Origin of the sequence: Pseudomonas sp. WHRI 8519 (genome assembly GCF_040224055.2) — a bacterium.
Taxonomy (GTDB): Bacteria; Pseudomonadota; Gammaproteobacteria; order Pseudomonadales; family Pseudomonadaceae; genus Aquipseudomonas; species Aquipseudomonas putida_X.
In genome coordinates this window covers 2,416,899-2,434,164 of sequence record NZ_CP167996.1, presented here as the reverse complement: position 1 = coordinate 2,434,164, position 17,266 = coordinate 2,416,899, and the positions used below count along the sequence as shown (strand labels likewise).

Below are 17,266 nucleotides of genomic sequence, written 5' to 3'. Positions count from 1 at the left end.
AGCTTGCACAGGAAGATCGCAATGGTCCACCCCGTATCTGCAATCGTATCGCCTTGCCCAGCCAAGACCTTCGGCTTTCTGGTGCTGCCCAACTTCACAACCATCGGCCTGGCGTCGGCAGTGGAAACTCTGCGCATGGCTAACCTGGCCGCCCGCCGGCCCCTCTACCGCACTGTATTGCTCGCTGCCAGCGAAGCGCCGGTGATGGCCAGTAACGGCATGCGCATCCTGCCTGACCATGCCATCGCGACCGCCCCGCCGCTGGATGCCCTGTTCGTGGTCGGGTCCAACCCGATCGACCGCAGCCGGGGTAACCGGCCCTTGATCGACTGGCTGCGCCAATTGGCCCGCCAGCACGTCCCGCTGGGGGGCATCTGTACGGGCAGCTACCTGCTGGCCAAATCCGATCTGCTCAAAGGCTATCGCTGCACTATCCACTGGGAGGACAGAGAGGCCCTGCAGGAACATTTCCCTGGGATCGTCATTTCCAGCCAGCTGTTCGAACTGGACCGCGACCGTTACACCTGCTCCGGTGGCATTGCGGCCATGGACATGATGTTGCAACTGGTCGCACGCGAAGTCGACGGCCCAGACATCGCTGCCAAGGCGGCCGAATTGCTGCTGTGCGACCGTGTGCGCGGCGAGCGCGAGCCCCAGCGCGTGCCGTTGCGCACCTTGCTGGGCAGCGCCCAGCCCAAGCTTAGCCAAGTGGTGGCGATCATGGAGGCCAACCTAGAGGAACCACTGGCACTGGAGGAACTGGCCAGCCTCAATGAGGTTACCGTGCGCCAGCTTGAACGGCTATTCCACAAGTATTTGCAGCGCACGCCCAGCCAGTATTACTTAGAGTTGCGGTTGTCACGGGCGCGGGAATTGCTGTTGCGCAGCGACGTGCAGGTGCGGGAGGTGGCGCTGGCATGCGGGTTCAGTTCGCCGGCGCATTTTTCCAAGAGCTACAGCCGTTTCTTTGGCCTATCGCCGCTGGGGGAGCGGCGACAGGCATCGTTGCACTGATACCTCAGTCCTTCAGTTCGCCATGGGCTGTTTCCCGGCACATCAACATGGCCACCAGCGCCACCAGAGCCGCCGCCAGCAGGTACCCGGCCGGCGCCAATTTGCTACCGGTCAGATGAATCAGCCAGGTAGCAATAAACGGTGCCGTCCCGCCAAACAAGGCGTTGGCCAGGTTGAAGCTCAAGGCAAAGCCACTGAAACGCACTCGGGTGGGGAATATTTCGGCCAGCAGGCACGGCAAGGTGCCGTCGTTCATCGCCAGCATCGCCCCGAAGGAAATCTGGATCGCCAGCACCACCAGCAGGGGCTGGCCATCGAGTAGCTTGAACAGCGGCACGGTCAACCCCAGGAACAGCAACGAAGCAACCACGAGCATGGTTTTGCGGCCAAAGTGGTCAGACAGGCGCCCCATCAGGAAAATCAGGCCAATGTATGTGGTCAGCGAAACCGTCGAGGCGATGAACGAGTCACGCTCGTTCATACCCATTTCGCTCGACAGGTAAGTGGGCATGTAACTGAGCAGCAGGTAGAACGCCACAGCGTTGAGGCAGGTAACTCCAATGCCGATCGCCAAACTACGGCGGTGATGGCTCAGCAGTTCCCGGATCGGCGCCGGGGTCATGCAGGCCTTACTTTCCAACCGCTGTTCCATTTCCAGGAACTTGGGTGTGTCCTGCAGGCTCATGCGGATATAACGCCCCACCAGTCCGAACGGTGCTGCTAGCAAAAACGGCAGACGCCAGCCCCAACTGTGCAAGTCTTCAGTACTGAGCAGTTCATGCAAGGCGGCGACGAATGCTGCACCGAACAACAGCCCGGCCGCGGTGCTGGCCGGCACGATGCTGGTGTACAGCCCCCGTCGGCCAGGCGGTGCATATTCGGCAAGAAAGGCCGCCGCCCCGGCATACTCGCCCGAAGCGGAAAAACCTTGCACCAGGCGGATCAACAACAACAGGCAAGGTGCCCACAGGCCGATTTGCGCATACCCCGGCAACAGGCCGATGCAGAAGGTGGAAATCGACATGATCAGTATCGACAGAGACAGGGCATTACGCCGGCCATAACGATCGCCAAAATGACCCCACACTATCCCGCCCAGCGGGCGTACGAGGAAGGACAGGGCGAATACCGCGAACGTCGCCAGCAGGCCGCTGGTCTTGTCCGTTTGCGCAAAGAAGGTGGCGGCGATGATGGTCGCCAGGTAGCCATAGGCGGCGTAATCGAACCATTCGACGAAGTTGCCCATGAAACTGGCACGGGCGGCCTTGCGCAGGGCCTGGCGTTCGGCGCCTTGGACGGCACCGGCGAGGGTGGGAGCATTCAGGGTGGTGCTGGACATGACGGATACCCTCTGATTCTTCTAATTGGAGGCAGGGTCTGAAGGTCATACAGTTGTTATTGTGTGGTTTGCGCCGGCCTGCGCACTCGCTGAGGCCGGCACATGCGGTCACTTGCGAATGATGTTGCGCTCCGGTCCATACGGGAACTTGGTGATGTTCTCGGCCCCCGTTTCATTGACGATCAGAATGTCATGCTCGCGGTAGCCCCCTGCCCCCGGTAGCCCTTCGGGCAGCATGATCATCGGCTCTATCGACACCACCATGCCGGGTTCCAGAACCGTATCGATATCCTCGCGCAGCTCCAGTCCTGCCTCGCGGCCGTAATAATGGCTGAGTGTGCCGAATGAGTGGCCATAACCGAAAGTGCGGTACTGCAGCAGGTCATGACGCAAGAAGATTTCGTTCAGCTCGCGGGCGATATCGCAGCAGCGCATGCCCGGGCGCACCAGCTTCAGCCCTGCCTCGTGCACCTCGACGTTGGCTTGCCAGAGGCGCAAGTGCTCGTCCGGGCAGTGGCCTAGGAACAACGTTCGCTCTAGCGCGGTGTAGTAGCCAGCGATCATGGGGAAACAGTTGAGGCTGAGGATGTCGCCCGGATTGACCTTGCGGCTGGTTACCGGGTTGTGCGCACCGTCAGTGTTGAGCCCGGACTGGAACCAGGTCCAGGTGTCCATCAACTCGCTGTCGGGGCAACTACGAGCGATCTCGCGGACCATCGCCTGGGTGGCATGCAGTGCCACTTCATATTCCGGCACCTGGTCCTGCAGCGCCTCGACCACCGCAGCACCGCCAATGTCGGCCACCCGGGCACCGTGGCGAATGAGCGCCTGTTCTTCGGCGGACTTGATCATGCGCATGCGCATGCAGGGGGCACCGATGTCCACCAGTTCGGCCCTTGGGTAACAGGCGGCGAGCTTGGCATGGTTCTGCAGGTTGAGGTGGTCGTACTCCACACCGACACGCGACGCCAGCGGCAGCGCCTGCTGGATCGCCACAAAATAGTTGTCGCGTTGCCAGTCGGTGTAGACGATATTGTCGGTGCCAACCGTACGACGCCAGGGTTGCCCACCGTCTATGTTGGCGCTGATCGACACCACCTTGTCGTGGGTCACCACCAGTGCATAGGGGCGGCCGAATGAGCAGTACAGGAAGTCGCTGTAGTAGTTGACGTTGTGGTACGAGGTGAAGATCGCCGCCTCGATATCCTGCTCGGCCATGTAGGCCCTCAGCCGGGCATGCCGGGCGGCGTACTCCTGTGCGGAAAATGTCGGCTTGACCTTGTTGCCGTTGTGGATTTTCAGGGTCTGGGGCATTTGCATAGTCGGTGTTCCTTGTCGTTGTGAGCACGCTGTTTCAGGCCGGCCGCCTGAGATGCATTGCAGCAGAACGAACGAGGACGCTTTTGTACCTACCCGACCTGGAATTGGCGCGATGGCCACTTCCCCATTTGCAAACAAGCCGGCCCCCACAAGCACTCCACCACCGTCAGGCTGGGTGGTGTACCTGTGGGGGCCGGCTTGCCGGCGCTTGGGCAGCAACGCAGCCCCAACCAGTACCTCTATTTCAAATCAAAACGGTCCAGCTCCATGACCTTCACCCAGGCCGCGACGAAGTCCTTGATGAACTTGTCCTTGCCGTCGCTGCTGCCATACACCTCGCTCAGCGCCCTTAGCTGCGCGTGCGAGCCGAACACCAGGTCCACACGGGTGCCGGTCCACTTCACCTGCCCGGTCTTGCGGTCGCGGGCTTCGAAGTTTTCGTTGTCGTCCGAGGTGGGCTTCCACTCTACCCCCATGTCCAGCAGGTTACGGAAGAAGTCGTTGCTCAGCGTGCCTGGCTGGTCGGTGAACACCCCGTCCTTGCTGCCGCCATGGTTGGCACCGAGCACCCGCAGGCCGCCGATCAGCACGGTCAGTTCCGGGGCGGTGAGGGTCAGCAACTGGGCTTTGTCCAGCAGCAACTTCTCGGCCTTGACGCTGTAGCGCGCCTTGCTGAAATTGCGGAAACCGTCAGCCAGTGGCTCCAGCACGGCAAAGGACTCGACATCGGTCTGTTCCTGAGAGGCGTCGACCCGGCCCGGGCGGAACGCCACGTTGCCCGTGTAGCCGGCATCCTTGGCGGCCTTTTCCACGGCGGCGGTACCGGCCAGAACGATCAGGTCAGCCAGCGAGATGTGCTTGCCAGCGTTATTGAACTCGCCCTGGATCTGCTCCAGTGCCGCCAGTACTTTGCCCGTGCCCTGGTTGGCCGGCCAATCCTTCTGCGGCGCCAGGCGCAGGCGGCCGCCATTGGCCCCACCCCGCTTGTCAGAGCCCCGGAATGTCGACGCGGCTGCCCAGGCGGTCGATACCAGCTCACCCACACTCAACCCTGATGCCAGGATTTTGCTCTTGAGCGCGGCAATGTCCTGCTCACTGGGTAACGGTTGAACGGCCTTGGGCAGCGGGTCTTGCCAGAGCAGTTCCTCATTGGGCATTTCCGGCCCGAGATAACGTGCCAGCGGCCCCATGTCACGGTGGATCAGCTTGTACCAGGCACGGGCGAAGGCGTCTGCCAGCTGGTCAGGGTTGTCCTTGAAACGCCGGGCTATCGGCTCGTAGATCGGGTCGAAGCGCAGGGCCAGGTCAGAGGTGAGCATGGACGGTGCGTGGCGTTTGCTCGGGTCATGGGCATCCGGCACGGTACCCGCGCCTTTGCCCTCCTTGGGCTGCCACTGGTGGGCACCGGCCGGGCTCTTGGTCAGCTCCCACTCGAAGTTGAACAGGTTGTTGAGGTACTCGTTGCTCCAACGCGTTGGCGTCGAGGTCCAGGTCACCTCCAAGCCGCTGGTGATGGTGTCGCCACCCTTGCCGGTGCCAAACGTGTTGGCCCAGCCCAGGCCTTGCAGTTCAAGGCCGGCAGCTTCCGGTTCGGCGCCGACGTTGTCGGCCGGCCCTGCGCCGTGGGTCTTGCCGAAAGCGTGGCCGCCGGCAATCAACGCCACGGTTTCTTCATCGTTCATGGCCATGCGGCCAAAGGTTTCGCGGATATCCTTGCCCGAAGCCACCGGGTCGGGGTTGCCTTCCGGGCCTTCCGGGTTGACATAGATCAGGCCCATCTGCACGGCGGCCAGCGGGTTTTCCAGGTTGCGTTCGGCGGCCAGGTCGCGGTTCTGTTCTTCACCGTGCTTGGCAGGTTCGGCCACCAGGTCACCCTGCCCCGGTGCCTGCGCCTTGACCTGGTCCTTGCCGTAACGGGTGTCGCCGCCCAGCCAGACCTTTTCCGAGCCCCAGTACACGTCTTCGTCCGGCTCCCACACATCTGCCCGGCCGCCGGAGAAGCCAAAGGTCTTGAAGCCCATCGATTCCAGGGCGACGTTGCCCGTGAGCACGATCAGGTCGGCCCAGGAAATCTTGTTGCCGTACTTCTGTTTTATCGGCCACAACAGGCGCCGGGCCTTGTCCAGGCTGACGTTGTCCGGCCAGCTGTTGAGCGGTGCGAAACGCTGCTGACCGGAGCCGGCACCGCCGCGCCCATCACCGATGCGGTAGGTGCCGGCGCTGTGCCAGGCCATGCGGATGAACAAGGGGCCATAGTGGCCGAAGTCGGCCGGCCACCAGTCCTGGGAGTCGGTCATCAAGGCGGTCAGGTCTTGCTTGAGCGCCTGGAAGTCGAGGCTCTTGAACGCCTTGGCGTAGTCAAAGTCCGGGTCCATCGGGTCGGACTTGGCGCCATGTTGGTGAAGAATTCTGAGGTTGAGCTGGTCAGGCCACCAGTCTCGGTTGGTGGTGCCGCCACCTGCGGTTTGATGGAACGGGCATTTCGATTCGTTCGACATCTGCTGTTACCTTTGGGTCGGTTATCCAGATTTCAGGTCTGTGCCAGTTGTTCTTCTGCGCTGAGCACATGGGCTCATGCCTACCCCTCATCAGGTCCGGTCGGTCACGTCCGACAGGGGCTTGCGAAACTGTCACGGCGTGGCGGCAAGGTCTTGCACCCAGGTGCTCTGACGCCGCCCGCAGGGGAATTCGCAGGGCCACGGACAAGACTAGTCGAGCTTGGGCAGACTTCTAATAGAGTGGCTATTGGGGGGTGATAGGTTGGCTCTGTCAGGTGCCCAGTACGGCCACCTGGCCGCACATCCCTACAAGGCGCGCGGGCCCGCGCCGTGCTTCAATACAGCGCTAACCAACCTTCTGCGTGAGCCAAGCCCCATGAACCGCAACGACCTGCGCCGCGTCGACATGAACCTGCTGGTGGTTTTCGAAGCGCTGATGATCGAGCGCAACCTGACCCGCGTCGGCGAAAAGCTGTTCATCACCCAGTCCACCGTCAGCGCCGGCCTGGCCCGCCTGCGCGAGCTGTTCGATGACCCGCTGCTGATTCGCAGCGGCCGGGCCATGGAACCAACCCCCCGGGCCATGCAGATCTTCGCCGAGCTGGGCCCGGCCATGGACGTCATCTCTTCAGCGATCAGCCGCGCCCGGGCGTTCGACCCAAGCAACAGCTGCAACGTCTTCCGCCTGGGGCTCTCGGATGACGCCGAATTCGGCCTGTTCCCCGCCCTGCTGCAAGCCCTGCGCGAAGAAGCACCCAACATCAGCGTAGTGGTGCGCCGGACCAACTTCCTGTTGATGCCTGGCCTGCTGGCCAGCGGCGAGATCTCGGTGGGCGTCAGCTATACCACCGACCTGCCAGCCACGGCCAAGCGCCGCAAGCTGCGTGACATCGGCGTGCGCGTATTGCGCGCTGACAGCCGCCCAGGCCCACTGAGCCTGGACGAATACTGCGCCAGGCCGCATGTGATGGTGTCGTTTTCAGGAGACATGAGTGGCAACATCGACCTTGATCTGGCGCGCATCGGCCGTTGCCGCAAGGTGGTGCTGGCCGTGCCACAGTTCGGCAGCCTGCGCGCGCTGCTGCGCAACACCGAGCTGATCGCTACCGTGCCGGACTACGCCGCCTGCGCCCTGGCTGACGACAGCAGCCTGCGCGCCGACCCGGCGCCGTTCGACATCACCGAGGCGGAACTGTCCATGGTATGGAGCGGCGCCCAGGACAATGACCCGGCCGAACGCTGGTTGCGCGAACGGATTCTGCAGTTCATGGCCAGGTAGTGCGGGCGTGGGCTCTGTTCACTTCCTGCGCTGCATCCAGGCAGCCCCAAGCCCACTCAGGCAGATGATGGCGATGCCCACAAGGGTGGTGCTATCGGGCACCTGCCCATAGATCAGCACCCCCAGCAAGCCGGCAAACACGATCTGGCAATAGCTGAACGGCGCCAGCAGAGCGGGCGCGGCATGGCGGAAGGCCTGGGTCAGCAGCAGGTGCGCACTCATGCCAAAACCACCCAATGCCAGCATCAGCAGCGCATGGTCCCAACGCGGCAGCTCCCAGAAGAACGGCACCAACGCACTCATCACCAGCGTGTTGCACAGCCCGGCGTAGAAGTTGCTGGTGGTGGGGCTGTCATAGGCGGCGAGTATGCGCGTGAGCAACTGGTAGAAGCAGAAGCCCAGCGCTGAGCCGAGGGGGAACAGGATCGCCGGGGTGAACATCGCGCCACCGGGGTGCACCACCACCAGCACGCCGACGAAGCCCAGCACCACTGCAACCCATTGCCCACGTGTGACCTGCTCCTTGAGCAGCGGCGCCGACAGCGCCGTGACCAGTACCGGGGCCAGGAAGTTGACGGAAGTCGCCTCGGCCAACGGCAGATACTGCAAGCCGGCAGTGAAGAACAGGCTGGTGCTGAGCAGGCTCAGCGCGCGCAAGGTCTGCAGCACCGGGCGCCGGGTGCGCAGCACATTGAGGCCGGACTTGGGCAGGAATATGCCGGCCATCAGCAGCGTGTGCACCACGTAGCGGGCCCACACCACCATGATGATCGGGTACAGGCCACCGAGGAATTTGGACAAGGCATCGTGGCTGGCGAACAGGAACGTGGCCACCACCACCAGGGCGATGCCGCGCAGGGGGTGGTTGACTCCGGACAACGGTGTGCTGGAACTCATGGCGTTCTCGATGGCGGCGTTGCGGCATGCAACGCCAGGTGAAGGCAGTGCGACTGCAAGGGATTCTAGAAGAGATACGACGACTTGAGGAAGGCCAATCGGCACGCGCGTGCAGAGCAATGTGTTTTTCGTTCGCTGATCGACCACTTTCTGGTGGCTACTCATGGTCCCTGACCGTCGAAACGCGCACCATCGCCGCTGGAACCTCAAACCCGGACAAGGAGTTTTCATGCATAGGCTCACCACCCGCAACGGCCTCGACCTGCCCAGCATTGGCCTGGGCACCTGGCCGATGACTGGCGCCGAGTGCACGCGTGCGGTGCACCAGGCACTGGAGCTGGGTTACCGGCACATCGATACCGCCACTGCCTACGACAACGAAGCCGCTGTCGGCCAGGCGCTGCGCGACAGCAGCGTGCCCCGCGAGCAGATTCACCTGACCACCAAGGTCTGGTGGGACAGCCTGGCGCCCGCGGCCATGCGCCAGTCCCTGGAAAACAGCCTGCGTGCCCTGGGCACCGAGCAGGTCGACCTGTTCCATATTCATTGGCCCGGCAAAGACTGGGACTTGGCCCGCAGCATCGAGACGCTGGTGGCCCTGCGCGACGAGGGCAAGGTACGCAGCATCGGCGTGGCCAACTTCCCACTCGGGCTGCTGCGCCAGGTGATCGAAGCGCTGGGCGCGCCACTGGCGGCGATCCAGGTGGAATACCACGTGCTGCTCAGCCAGCAACCGCTGCTCGACTACGCCCGTCAGCATGACCTGCTGCTCACGGCCTATACCCCGCTTGCCCGCGGGCGGGCGGCGGCGCAGCCGGTGATCCAGGACATCGCGCGCAAGCATGGCGTGTTGCCGAGCCAGGTGGCGCTCAAGTGGTTGCTGGACCAGGACGGCGTGGCGGTGATCCCCAAGGCCAGCAGCCGCGAGAACCAGCTGAGCAACCTGGCGGCGCTGGATGTGCACCTGGATGATCAGGACCGGGCACTGATTGCCGGTTTGCCGAAGGATCAGCGCGTGGTGAGCCCTGACTTCGCGCCAGACTGGAACAGCTGAATAGCGGGGCCGCTGTGCGGCCCTTTCACCCCACCGCCCCAGCTACCTGTTTCAACCGCTCCCCCGCCGGCACCGGCCGCCCGTACAGATACCCCTGAAAGTGCGAGCAGCCCTCTGCCGCCAAGCGCTGCATCTGCTCCTCGGACTCCACGCCTTCAGCCGTCGTCTTGATCATCAGGCTATTGGACAGCTCGGTGATCGCCCGGATGATCGACATCGCCTCGCGGCTGTCGCACATGTCATGCACGAACGACTTGTCGATCTTGATCCGGTCGAATGGGAACGAGCGCAGGTAACCCAACGACGAATAACCCGTGCCGAAGTCATCCAGCGATATCGACACCCCCAAGGCCTTCAGCGCGCGCAGGGTTCGCACGTTTTCCTCGCTGTTGCCCAGTAGTACCGATTCGGTGATTTCCAGCTCCAGGCGCTGGGGCGCCAGGCCTGAGTCGGCCAGGGCCAGCGCCACGGTATGCACCAGGTTGGCGTTCTTGAACTGCACCGGTGAAAGATTGACCGACACCGTCTGCTCACTGTCCCAGCTGGCCGCCTCCTGGCAAGCCAGGTTCAGTGCACGGGTGCCGAGTTCGTGGATCAGCCCGGTCTCTTCGGCAATGGGAATGAAGTCCATGGGCATCACCATGCCGCGGCTGGGGTGCTCCCAGCGCAACAGCGCCTCGTAGCCCGTCACGCTGCTGGTCTGCTGATCCACGATCGGCTGGTAGTGCAGGTGCAACTGCCCCAAGTGCAGCGCGGTACGCAAGTCGGTTTCGACCAGCCGGCGCTGGCGGGCGGCGACATCCAGTTCGACGTGGAAGCACTCGAAGCGGTTGCGGCCATTGCGTTTGGCTTCGTAGAGGGCCATGTCGGCGTAACCGAGCAGCTGTTCGGCCTGTTCATTGTCATCGGGGGCAATGGCAATGCCGATGCTCACCCCCACGGTGAACTGGTGCCCTTCGATCTGGAACGGCGGGCAAATCGCGTCAATCAGGCGCCGCGCCGTGTTGCAGGCAGCCTCGCGGCCATCCAGGCCAGCCAGCACCACGGCGAACTCGTCGCCGCCCAAACGGGCCAGGGTGTCTTGTTCTCGCAGTTCGCGGCGCAGGCGCTTGCCCAATGCACGCAGCAGCTTGTCGCCGAAGGCATGGCCGAGGGAATCGTTGATGTTCTTGAAGTTGTCCAGGTCCAGGCATAGCGCTGCGGTCAGCTTCTCGCTCTGGTGGCCGCGCACCAACGCCTGCTTGAGCCGCTCGTTGAACAGCGTGCGGTTGGGCAACCCGGTCAGCGCGTCGTGATGGGCCATGTGGTGGATCTGGGCGTGGGCGGCCAGTTCCTCGGTGGCGTCTTCAGCCACGAACAGCACATAGTCGGCCTGGCCCTCGCGGTTCTGGCTGAGCAAGGCGCGGCTGCGCAGGGTCCGCGGACCACAGGCGGTATCGACGCGGGTTTCAGCGGCATACCCTTTGGGGTTACGCGCGCCGCGGGCGAGCTGCTGTTCCAGGTAATCGGCTGCAGCCGGTGCCAGGCACTCACCTGGCAACTGGCCGATCATGCTGCGCCCGCCCCCACCGAACAGGCGTTCGGCCTGCTGGTTGGCCAACAGAATACGCTGGCTTTCCAGGTCCTGGACGATGACGCTGGCGGGAATGTTGGCGATCACCGAATCGAGGAACTGCGAAAGCTTGGTCATCTCCTGGCTGTACTGTTCAGCCAGCTCCTTGGCCTGCAGCAGCTCCAGCTCCTGCTGATGCCGCTCAGAAATGTCGCGAGTGACCTTGGCGAAGCCGACCACACGCCCGCTGTCATCGCGCACGGCCTCGATCACCACATGGGCATGAAAGGTCGTGCCGTCCTTGCGCAGGCGTGTGCCGATTTGTTCGAAGCGGCCAGTGTCACGCGCCTGTGCAAGGTTCTGCTCGGGCAGACCGGCGACGCGCTCGGCTTCGCTGTAGAACAGCGAGTAGTGCTTGCCGACGATCTCGTCGGCAAGGTAACCCTTGGCCCGCTGGGCGCCCGGGTTCCAGTTAGCGACGATACCGTCAGGGGTGAGCAGGTAGATGGCGTAGTCCACCACGCTCTGGATCAACAGCCGGTACATGACGTCGGGGCTTGCGACTAGCGACATGAAAATTTCCCTGAACCTGCAACGCGCACGAAAAGGACCCCCAGGCCAGAGCGACCGGGTCTTGAATACAAGGTAATGGCATTATGCCGCTTGGCGGGATTTTGTGAAGTAGATCACAATTTTTTGCCCACCCCGCTCAGTGGTAAGCGGACGTTACCTGATAGGTGAGCAGGTCCGGGTCATCACCCAGCATGATTGGCTGCACCGGCCGCGGCAGGTCGGCCACGACGGCTTTGCAGAAGGCGACAGCGATGGGGTCCGGCGCGTAGCAACGCAGCAGCCAGTCGCCGGCACCGCTCAGCAACTGCAGCGCGACCGCACGGCCAATACCCTGCCGGCGGTAGCGCTTGAGGATGAACAAGTCTGCCAGTTCACTGGCATCGATGCCCGGCAGCTCGCTGCGTTCGACCAGCACGAAGCCAGCAATGAAACCATCCACCAGCACCAGGTTGGCGCTCCAGCCGTCTGCAAGCCAATAGCGCTGCAGGTGCTCTTCGTGGATGTAGAAGCGCCCATCCACCTCAACGTCTTCCTGCTCCCAGTCGGAGGACTCGTAGGCATAGAACTGATAGAGATTGCGGATCAGGTCGGCCTGGTCGGGGGTAGTGGTCAGCAGTTCGATGGGCAGCATGGTGGGCTCGGGGCAAGAGAGTGTTCGAAGGCTTACATCAACAAAGTAGCGGCCCCCGAATTATGGCTCAACTCGCCACCACAAATGGCATCAGGCGCTGCGCACCTGACGCCGTGCCCCTCACTTTTCCTCCAGTACCGCCCTGCCCTTCACTGCCCGCGGCCCTCGCCAGGCCCAGAACAGTAACCCCGGGAACGGGGCGTAGACGACGAAGACGATCCATAACATCTTGCGCTCCGCGCGCCGTTCGCTGCCGATGATGTTCCAGATGGCGAAGATCTCCAGCAAGATGACCAAGGCCGCAACAATGATCCAGATCGTACCGATTTCCATGAGCACTCTCCCGTTGGCATGTAAAGGGTTGGGTTACTGCCAGCGGCAAGGGTTCATTCGGATTTGCTTGGCTGCGCCTTTTCCAGCGCAGCCTTCAGCGCTGGCGCATCCGCGAACTCCTGCTGGCTGACCAGCGCACCCTGCTCAAGCTGCAACCACAGCACCTTGCCTTCATGCCCAGGGTAACGGCTGGCGACCTGCCCTTCACGATCAAGCATAACCCGGTAGTTGTAATCACGCATGGCGGGGATGGCGAACAGCTTGCTGATCAGCGCAGGCATGCGCTGGATATCCGCCACGAACACCGCATGGCGCGACTCCAGGTAGCCCTTGGGCTGGTCGGCCAGAGCCGCCTTCACCAGCTTGGCGCCGTCCATATCGCGGGCCACCAGCAGCACCTGCGTGCCGGCCTCCAAGGTGTAGGGCTGGTCATGTTGATCGAGCAGCGTCCACGGGGCGAGCTTTTCCCCGGTTTGCAGGGCGTTCGCCACCAGCGGCAGCAGGCTGAACAACAGGGCGACGGCGTATTTCATCGAGGTTCTACAAGTGGGAGGCGCCAGCATAGCCCAGTTGCCTCAATACGACCTCCACTACCACAAGCCCACCCGGGCGATTGTCTTTCCACAGGCCACCGGCCACACTCTGCAGGCCAGTCAGGAAGCGGAGTCCAGAGTGCCCAGCCCACGCCAGTTCAGCAAGAAGACCAGCACCACCAACATGCTACGGCTCAAGTCCACCGCGGCCAGCCCCCAGGTGCCCTATCGCGTCGACTTCGTCCTGCTCAAGCACTTCTCCATGGCCAGTTTCACCGTGGCCATGGACGTGCTGGTCACCGCCAACCTGCTGCGCGCCGACAGCTTCAGCTTTACCCCGCTGTCGCTGGACGGTGACCGGGTGCTGAGCGACCTGGGCCTGGAACTGGTGGCCACTGACCTGGTTGCCAGCGAGCTGAAAGCACTCGACCTGCTTATCATCTGCGGCGGCTTGCGCACACCGCTCAAGTACCCCGAGCTGGACCGCCTGCTGGGTGACTGCGCCGCCCACGGCAAGGCCCTGGGCGGGCTGTGGAACGGCGCCTGGTTCCTTGGCCGCGCCGGGGTGCTGGATGACTACGGCTGCAGCATTCACCCCGAGCAGCGTGCCAGCCTGTCCGAGCGCAGCCCGCAGACACGCATCACCCCGGCCAGCTTTACACTGGACCGTGATCGGCTCAGCGCCGCCAGCCCCAACGGTGCCATGGAACTGATGCTCGGCCTGGTCCGCCGCCTGTACGGTGACGGCCTGGCAGAAGGCGTCGAGGAAATCCTCTCGTTCTCTGGTGCGCGCCACCGCCAGGTTGGGCCGGGGGCGAAAAAGTCGATGAGCCTGCACCTGCGTACCATCGTCGAGCTGATGGAGAACAACCTCGAGGAAACCCTCAGCCTCGACCAGTTGGCGGCCTACAGCGGCCGCTCCCGGCGGCAGATCGACCGCTTGTTCCAGGCCCAGCTGGGCACCTCGCCACGGCGCTATTACATGGAGCTGCGTATCACCAAGAGCCGCCGCTTGCTGCAGTACTCCGACCTGTCGGTGATGGAGGTTGCGGTGGCCTGCGGCTTTGTTTCGGTATCGCACTTCAGCAAGTGCTACGCGGCCTACTTCGGCTACCCGCCGTCACGTGAGCAACGGCTGGGCGAGTGAACGGCACTCAGGCCTGGATGTAACGCATCACCGCTTCGCAGATCATGGCCTTGTGACGCAGTTTTACCTGATCATCGAGCAGATCGATCTGGAAGATGTCGCCGAAGGTGTGGCGGTTCGATACCCGATAGAAGCAGAACGCGCTCATCAGCATGTGCAGGTCGATGACCTCGATGCCCGGGCGGAACACGCCCTCTTGCACGCCACGCTCCAGCGTGCGGCCCAGCGCCTGAAGGACCAGGCTGCTCATTTCGCGGATGGCCGGGGTTTTCTTCACGTACTCGCCGTAATGGATGTTTTCGGTGCAGACCATGCGCACGAAATCGACGTTGCGGTCGTGGTGATCGAAAGTGAACTCGGTCAGGCGCTGGATGGCCTGCTCGGCCGGCAGCGACTCCAGGTCCAGGCGGTGTTCGGTCTTGCGGATGTCACCGTACAGTTTGACCAGGCACTCGACGTACAGCTGCTCCTTGCTGCCGAAGTAGTAGTAGATCATGCGCTTGGAGGTAGCGGTGCGCTCGGCGATGGCATCCACCCGCGCGCCTGCCAGGCCTTGCTGGACGAACTCGTTGATGGCGGCCTGGAGGATGTCCTCGCGGGTTTTTTCAGGGTTGTTCTTGCGCGACTTGCGTGTCCCTTCGATCTCGGGCTGGCCGAGGGGGGCAACGGGATTGCTCATAGCTGCTCACGGGGTATTTATTGGGATTTGGACGGGATTATCCGTGAGTGGAGGGTTGGGGGGAAGCGCGCTGTTGATCGAGCGGGCAGGATTGGCGAGGGCCAGCCTGTGGCCAGGATCAGGCGCCGCGCGAGCAGCGCCCGATTTCACAGGCAGTGAACCCTGCGGGGGTTACAACACCGGCTTGCGCGCCGCCCCGCTGCGCCGCTTGGCCATCGCCGCCAAGCGCACAGGCACGTTGGCCGCGCCATAGCCGGCGTAGCCACCCTTGCGCTGGATGATTTCAAAGAAGAAGCGGTCTTCGAACGCCTCGGTGTACACGTGGAACAGCTCGCCACCCTGTGCGTCGCGGTCATACAGCACGTTGTAGTACGCCAGCTCGCTGAGAAACTCGTCGTCGAAATCGAAACGAGCCGCCAGATCGTCGTAGTAATTGAGCGGAATTTCCAGCAACGGCACACCGGCCTCCTTCGCCCGCGCCACTTCCTTGAAGATGTCGGCACAATCGAAGGCGATATGATGCACACCCGACCCGCGATAGCTCGACAGCGCGTGGGCGATAGCGGTGTTGCGGTTTTCCGAGATGTTCAGCGGCAGGCGCAGGCTGCCGCACTGGCTGCGCAGCGCACGGCTTTTGACCAGCCCGTATGGGTCGGGCAGCACCACTTCATCGTCTGCGGCAAAGTCGAACAGGCTCTTGTAGAACAGCACCCAGCTGTCCAGCGACTCGGCCGGCAAGGCCAGGGCCATGTGGTCGATGCGCTGCAGGCCACCGGTGCTGCTGGCACTGGGCTCCAGGCGGAAGTCGGTGTCGTACAGCGACGGGCCTTCCTTGCCCTGCTCCACCAGGTAGATCAGGCTGCCATCCGGGGCACGCACGGCAGGCACCTCACATTCGTTGGGGCCGACCAGCCCGCGGAACGGCTGGCCGCGGAAGTCGGTGGCGCGTTGCAGCGCCGCGTGCTCGTCCTTGACCCGCAGCGCGGTGGCGCACAGCGACGGGCCATGGGCTTCGAAGAAGTTGTGGCCAAAGGAATACGGCTCGGCATTGAGCACGATGTTGATGTCGTTCTGGCGCAGCAGGCGTACGTCCTTGCTGCGGTGCTTGCCCGCGTCGGCGAAGCCCAGGCGCTTGAGCCAGCTGCCCAGCCGCGCGCCGACCGCTTCGTCGACGGCAAATTCGAGGAACTCCACGCCGTTGTAGGCACTGGCGGCGGGCGGTGCGAACAGCACACCCGGCTCGATGGCGGTACCTTCCTGCTGCAGGCGCAGACGGGTCTGTTCCTCCAGGTACAACAAAGAACGCAGGCCATCGGCGGCGTTCTGGCGTGGCGGCGCCGCGCGGAAGCCGTCGTTGAAGATTTCCAGCGACAACGGGCCGCGATAACCGGTAGCCAGGATCGGCGCGAGGAAACCGGCCAGGTCCATTTCGCCCTGCCCCGGGAAGCAGCGGAAGTGGCGGCTCCACTCCAGTACATCCATGGCCAGGATCGGCGCATCGGCCATCTGCACAAAGAAGATCTTGTCGCCGGGGATATCGCGGATCGCAGCAGGGTCGCCCTTGAGCGACAGGGTGTGGAAGCTGTCGAGGATCACGCCCAGCGCCGGGTGGTCGGCCTGGCGCACCAGGTCCCACACTTGCTGGTAGGTGTTGACGTGACGGCCCCAGGCCAGGGCTTCGTAGCCGATGCGCATGCCGCGTTGGCCGGCATGCTCGGCGAGCAGGCGCAGGTCGTCCACCAGCAGTTGTTCGTCGCCCAGGGCGTCGGCCTGCACGTTGCTGCACACCAGCACCAGGTCGGTGCCCAGCTCTTGCATCAGGTCGAACTTGCGCTCGGCGCGGTCGATGTTCTTCTGCAGGCGGTCGCGGCGGCAGCCTTCAAAATCGCGGAACGGCTGGAACAGGGTGATGGCGATGCCGAGGTCGGCGCACATCTGCCGCACTTCGCGGGGGCTGCCGGCATAGTAGAGCAGATCATTTTCGAAGATCTCGACGCCGTCGAAACCGGCGGCGGCGATGGCTTCGAGCTTTTCCGGCAGTGTGCCGCTCAAGGACACGGTGGCTATCGAACGCTGCATGGTGGAATTCCTTGTTATGGGCTACAGGGCTGGAAGCGAGTGGTGCTGTGGGTACCGGCCGCTTGGGGCGAACCTGCGAAGGGCCGGGACCGGCAGCTCATCATCAGACTTCTTGGCATGATGAATTATTCGCAGGTAAAGTCATGGCAGCAATCACTTTGTACGGAATGGTTAGTTTTGCGTTCGATTATCGCACAAAACCCGTTTTGGCGAATTGATTCACTGCCACCCCTGCGCAACTATGAGACCAGACGCAGGCACACCGACCACCACTTTCTGCCCAGTGGCCGTTCGGCGCAACCTGCGCTCACAAGCCCAGCGCCACGACATAATAAGTT

The 17,266-nt window shown here is 63.1% G+C and carries 14 protein-coding genes; 4 read left to right on the top strand and 10 right to left on the bottom strand.

The window, feature by feature from the left end:
- Positions 1–21 precede the first annotated feature (21 nt).
- On the top strand, positions 22–1,014 hold the full coding sequence (locus ABRP30_RS11165; protein ID WP_241805841.1) for a GlxA family transcriptional regulator: 993 nt from the start codon (positions 22–24) through the stop codon (positions 1,012–1,014).
- A 4-nt stretch (positions 1,015–1,018) separates the two neighbouring features.
- On the opposite strand, the gene ABRP30_RS11160 is transcribed toward ABRP30_RS11165, so the two are convergent.
- From ABRP30_RS11160 to katG, 3 genes are all read right to left on the bottom strand, one after another.
- Positions 1,019–2,353, bottom strand: coding sequence for an MFS transporter (locus tag ABRP30_RS11160; protein ID WP_349974267.1), 1,335 nt, complete (start codon positions 2,351–2,353; stop codon positions 1,019–1,021).
- A 108-nt stretch (positions 2,354–2,461) separates the two neighbouring features.
- On the bottom strand, positions 2,462–3,673 hold the full coding sequence (locus ABRP30_RS11155; protein WP_349974268.1) for a M24 family metallopeptidase: 1,212 nt from the start codon (positions 3,671–3,673) through the stop codon (positions 2,462–2,464).
- Positions 3,674–3,912: 239 nt separating this feature from the next.
- Complete coding sequence (gene katG / locus ABRP30_RS11150) at positions 3,913–6,171, bottom strand: catalase/peroxidase HPI (RefSeq protein ID WP_267823253.1); 2,259 nt, start codon at positions 6,169–6,171, stop codon at positions 3,913–3,915.
- Between the two features lie 376 nt (positions 6,172–6,547).
- On the opposite strand from katG, the gene ABRP30_RS11145 reads away from it, so the two are divergent.
- Positions 6,548–7,450, top strand: a complete 903-nt coding sequence (locus tag ABRP30_RS11145; RefSeq protein ID WP_267823251.1) for a LysR family transcriptional regulator — start codon at positions 6,548–6,550, stop codon at positions 7,448–7,450.
- Positions 7,451–7,468: 18 nt separating this feature from the next.
- Here the strand turns inward: ABRP30_RS11145 and ABRP30_RS11140 are convergent, their stop codons facing one another.
- Complete coding sequence (locus ABRP30_RS11140; protein WP_267823249.1) at positions 7,469–8,347, bottom strand: DMT family transporter; 879 nt, start codon at positions 8,345–8,347, stop codon at positions 7,469–7,471.
- Between the two features lie 229 nt (positions 8,348–8,576).
- Between ABRP30_RS11140 and ABRP30_RS11135 the strand changes: the two genes are divergently transcribed.
- Positions 8,577–9,401, top strand: a complete 825-nt coding sequence (locus tag ABRP30_RS11135) for an aldo/keto reductase (RefSeq protein WP_267823247.1) — start codon at positions 8,577–8,579, stop codon at positions 9,399–9,401.
- Between the two features lie 25 nt (positions 9,402–9,426).
- Here the strand turns inward: ABRP30_RS11135 and ABRP30_RS11130 are convergent, their stop codons facing one another.
- From ABRP30_RS11130 to ABRP30_RS11115, 4 genes are all read right to left on the bottom strand, one after another.
- On the bottom strand, positions 9,427–11,526 hold the full coding sequence (locus ABRP30_RS11130) for an EAL domain-containing protein (RefSeq protein WP_349974269.1): 2,100 nt from the start codon (positions 11,524–11,526) through the stop codon (positions 9,427–9,429).
- Between the two features lie 136 nt (positions 11,527–11,662).
- Complete coding sequence (locus ABRP30_RS11125; RefSeq protein WP_267823243.1) at positions 11,663–12,157, bottom strand: GNAT family N-acetyltransferase; 495 nt, start codon at positions 12,155–12,157, stop codon at positions 11,663–11,665.
- A 120-nt stretch (positions 12,158–12,277) separates the two neighbouring features.
- Positions 12,278–12,490 carry a PLDc N-terminal domain-containing protein gene (locus ABRP30_RS11120; RefSeq protein ID WP_241805850.1) on the bottom strand — a complete coding sequence of 71 codons (213 nt, stop codon included), beginning with the start codon at positions 12,488–12,490 and terminating at the stop codon, positions 12,278–12,280.
- A 53-nt stretch (positions 12,491–12,543) separates the two neighbouring features.
- The gene (locus ABRP30_RS11115; RefSeq protein ID WP_267823240.1) at positions 12,544–13,023 is read right to left on the bottom strand and encodes an FAD/FMN-containing dehydrogenase; all 480 of its coding nucleotides are present in this window, start codon (positions 13,021–13,023) and stop codon (positions 12,544–12,546) included.
- A gap of 139 nt (positions 13,024–13,162) precedes the next feature.
- Here ABRP30_RS11115 and ABRP30_RS11110 point away from each other — a divergent pair, with 139 nt between their 5' ends.
- Positions 13,163–14,170, top strand: a complete 1,008-nt coding sequence (locus ABRP30_RS11110) for a GlxA family transcriptional regulator (RefSeq protein WP_267823239.1) — start codon at positions 13,163–13,165, stop codon at positions 14,168–14,170.
- Positions 14,171–14,177: 7 nt separating this feature from the next.
- Here ABRP30_RS11110 and ABRP30_RS11105 read toward each other — a convergent pair whose 3' ends face one another.
- On the bottom strand, positions 14,178–14,849 hold the full coding sequence (locus tag ABRP30_RS11105; protein ID WP_241805852.1) for a TetR/AcrR family transcriptional regulator: 672 nt from the start codon (positions 14,847–14,849) through the stop codon (positions 14,178–14,180).
- 171 nt (positions 14,850–15,020) lie between these two features.
- Positions 15,021–16,928: a 3-dehydroshikimate dehydratase QuiC gene (gene quiC, locus ABRP30_RS11100; RefSeq protein WP_267823236.1), complete on the bottom strand. Its 1,908-nt coding sequence runs from the start codon at positions 16,926–16,928 to the stop codon at positions 15,021–15,023.
- Positions 16,929–17,266 lie beyond the last annotated feature (338 nt).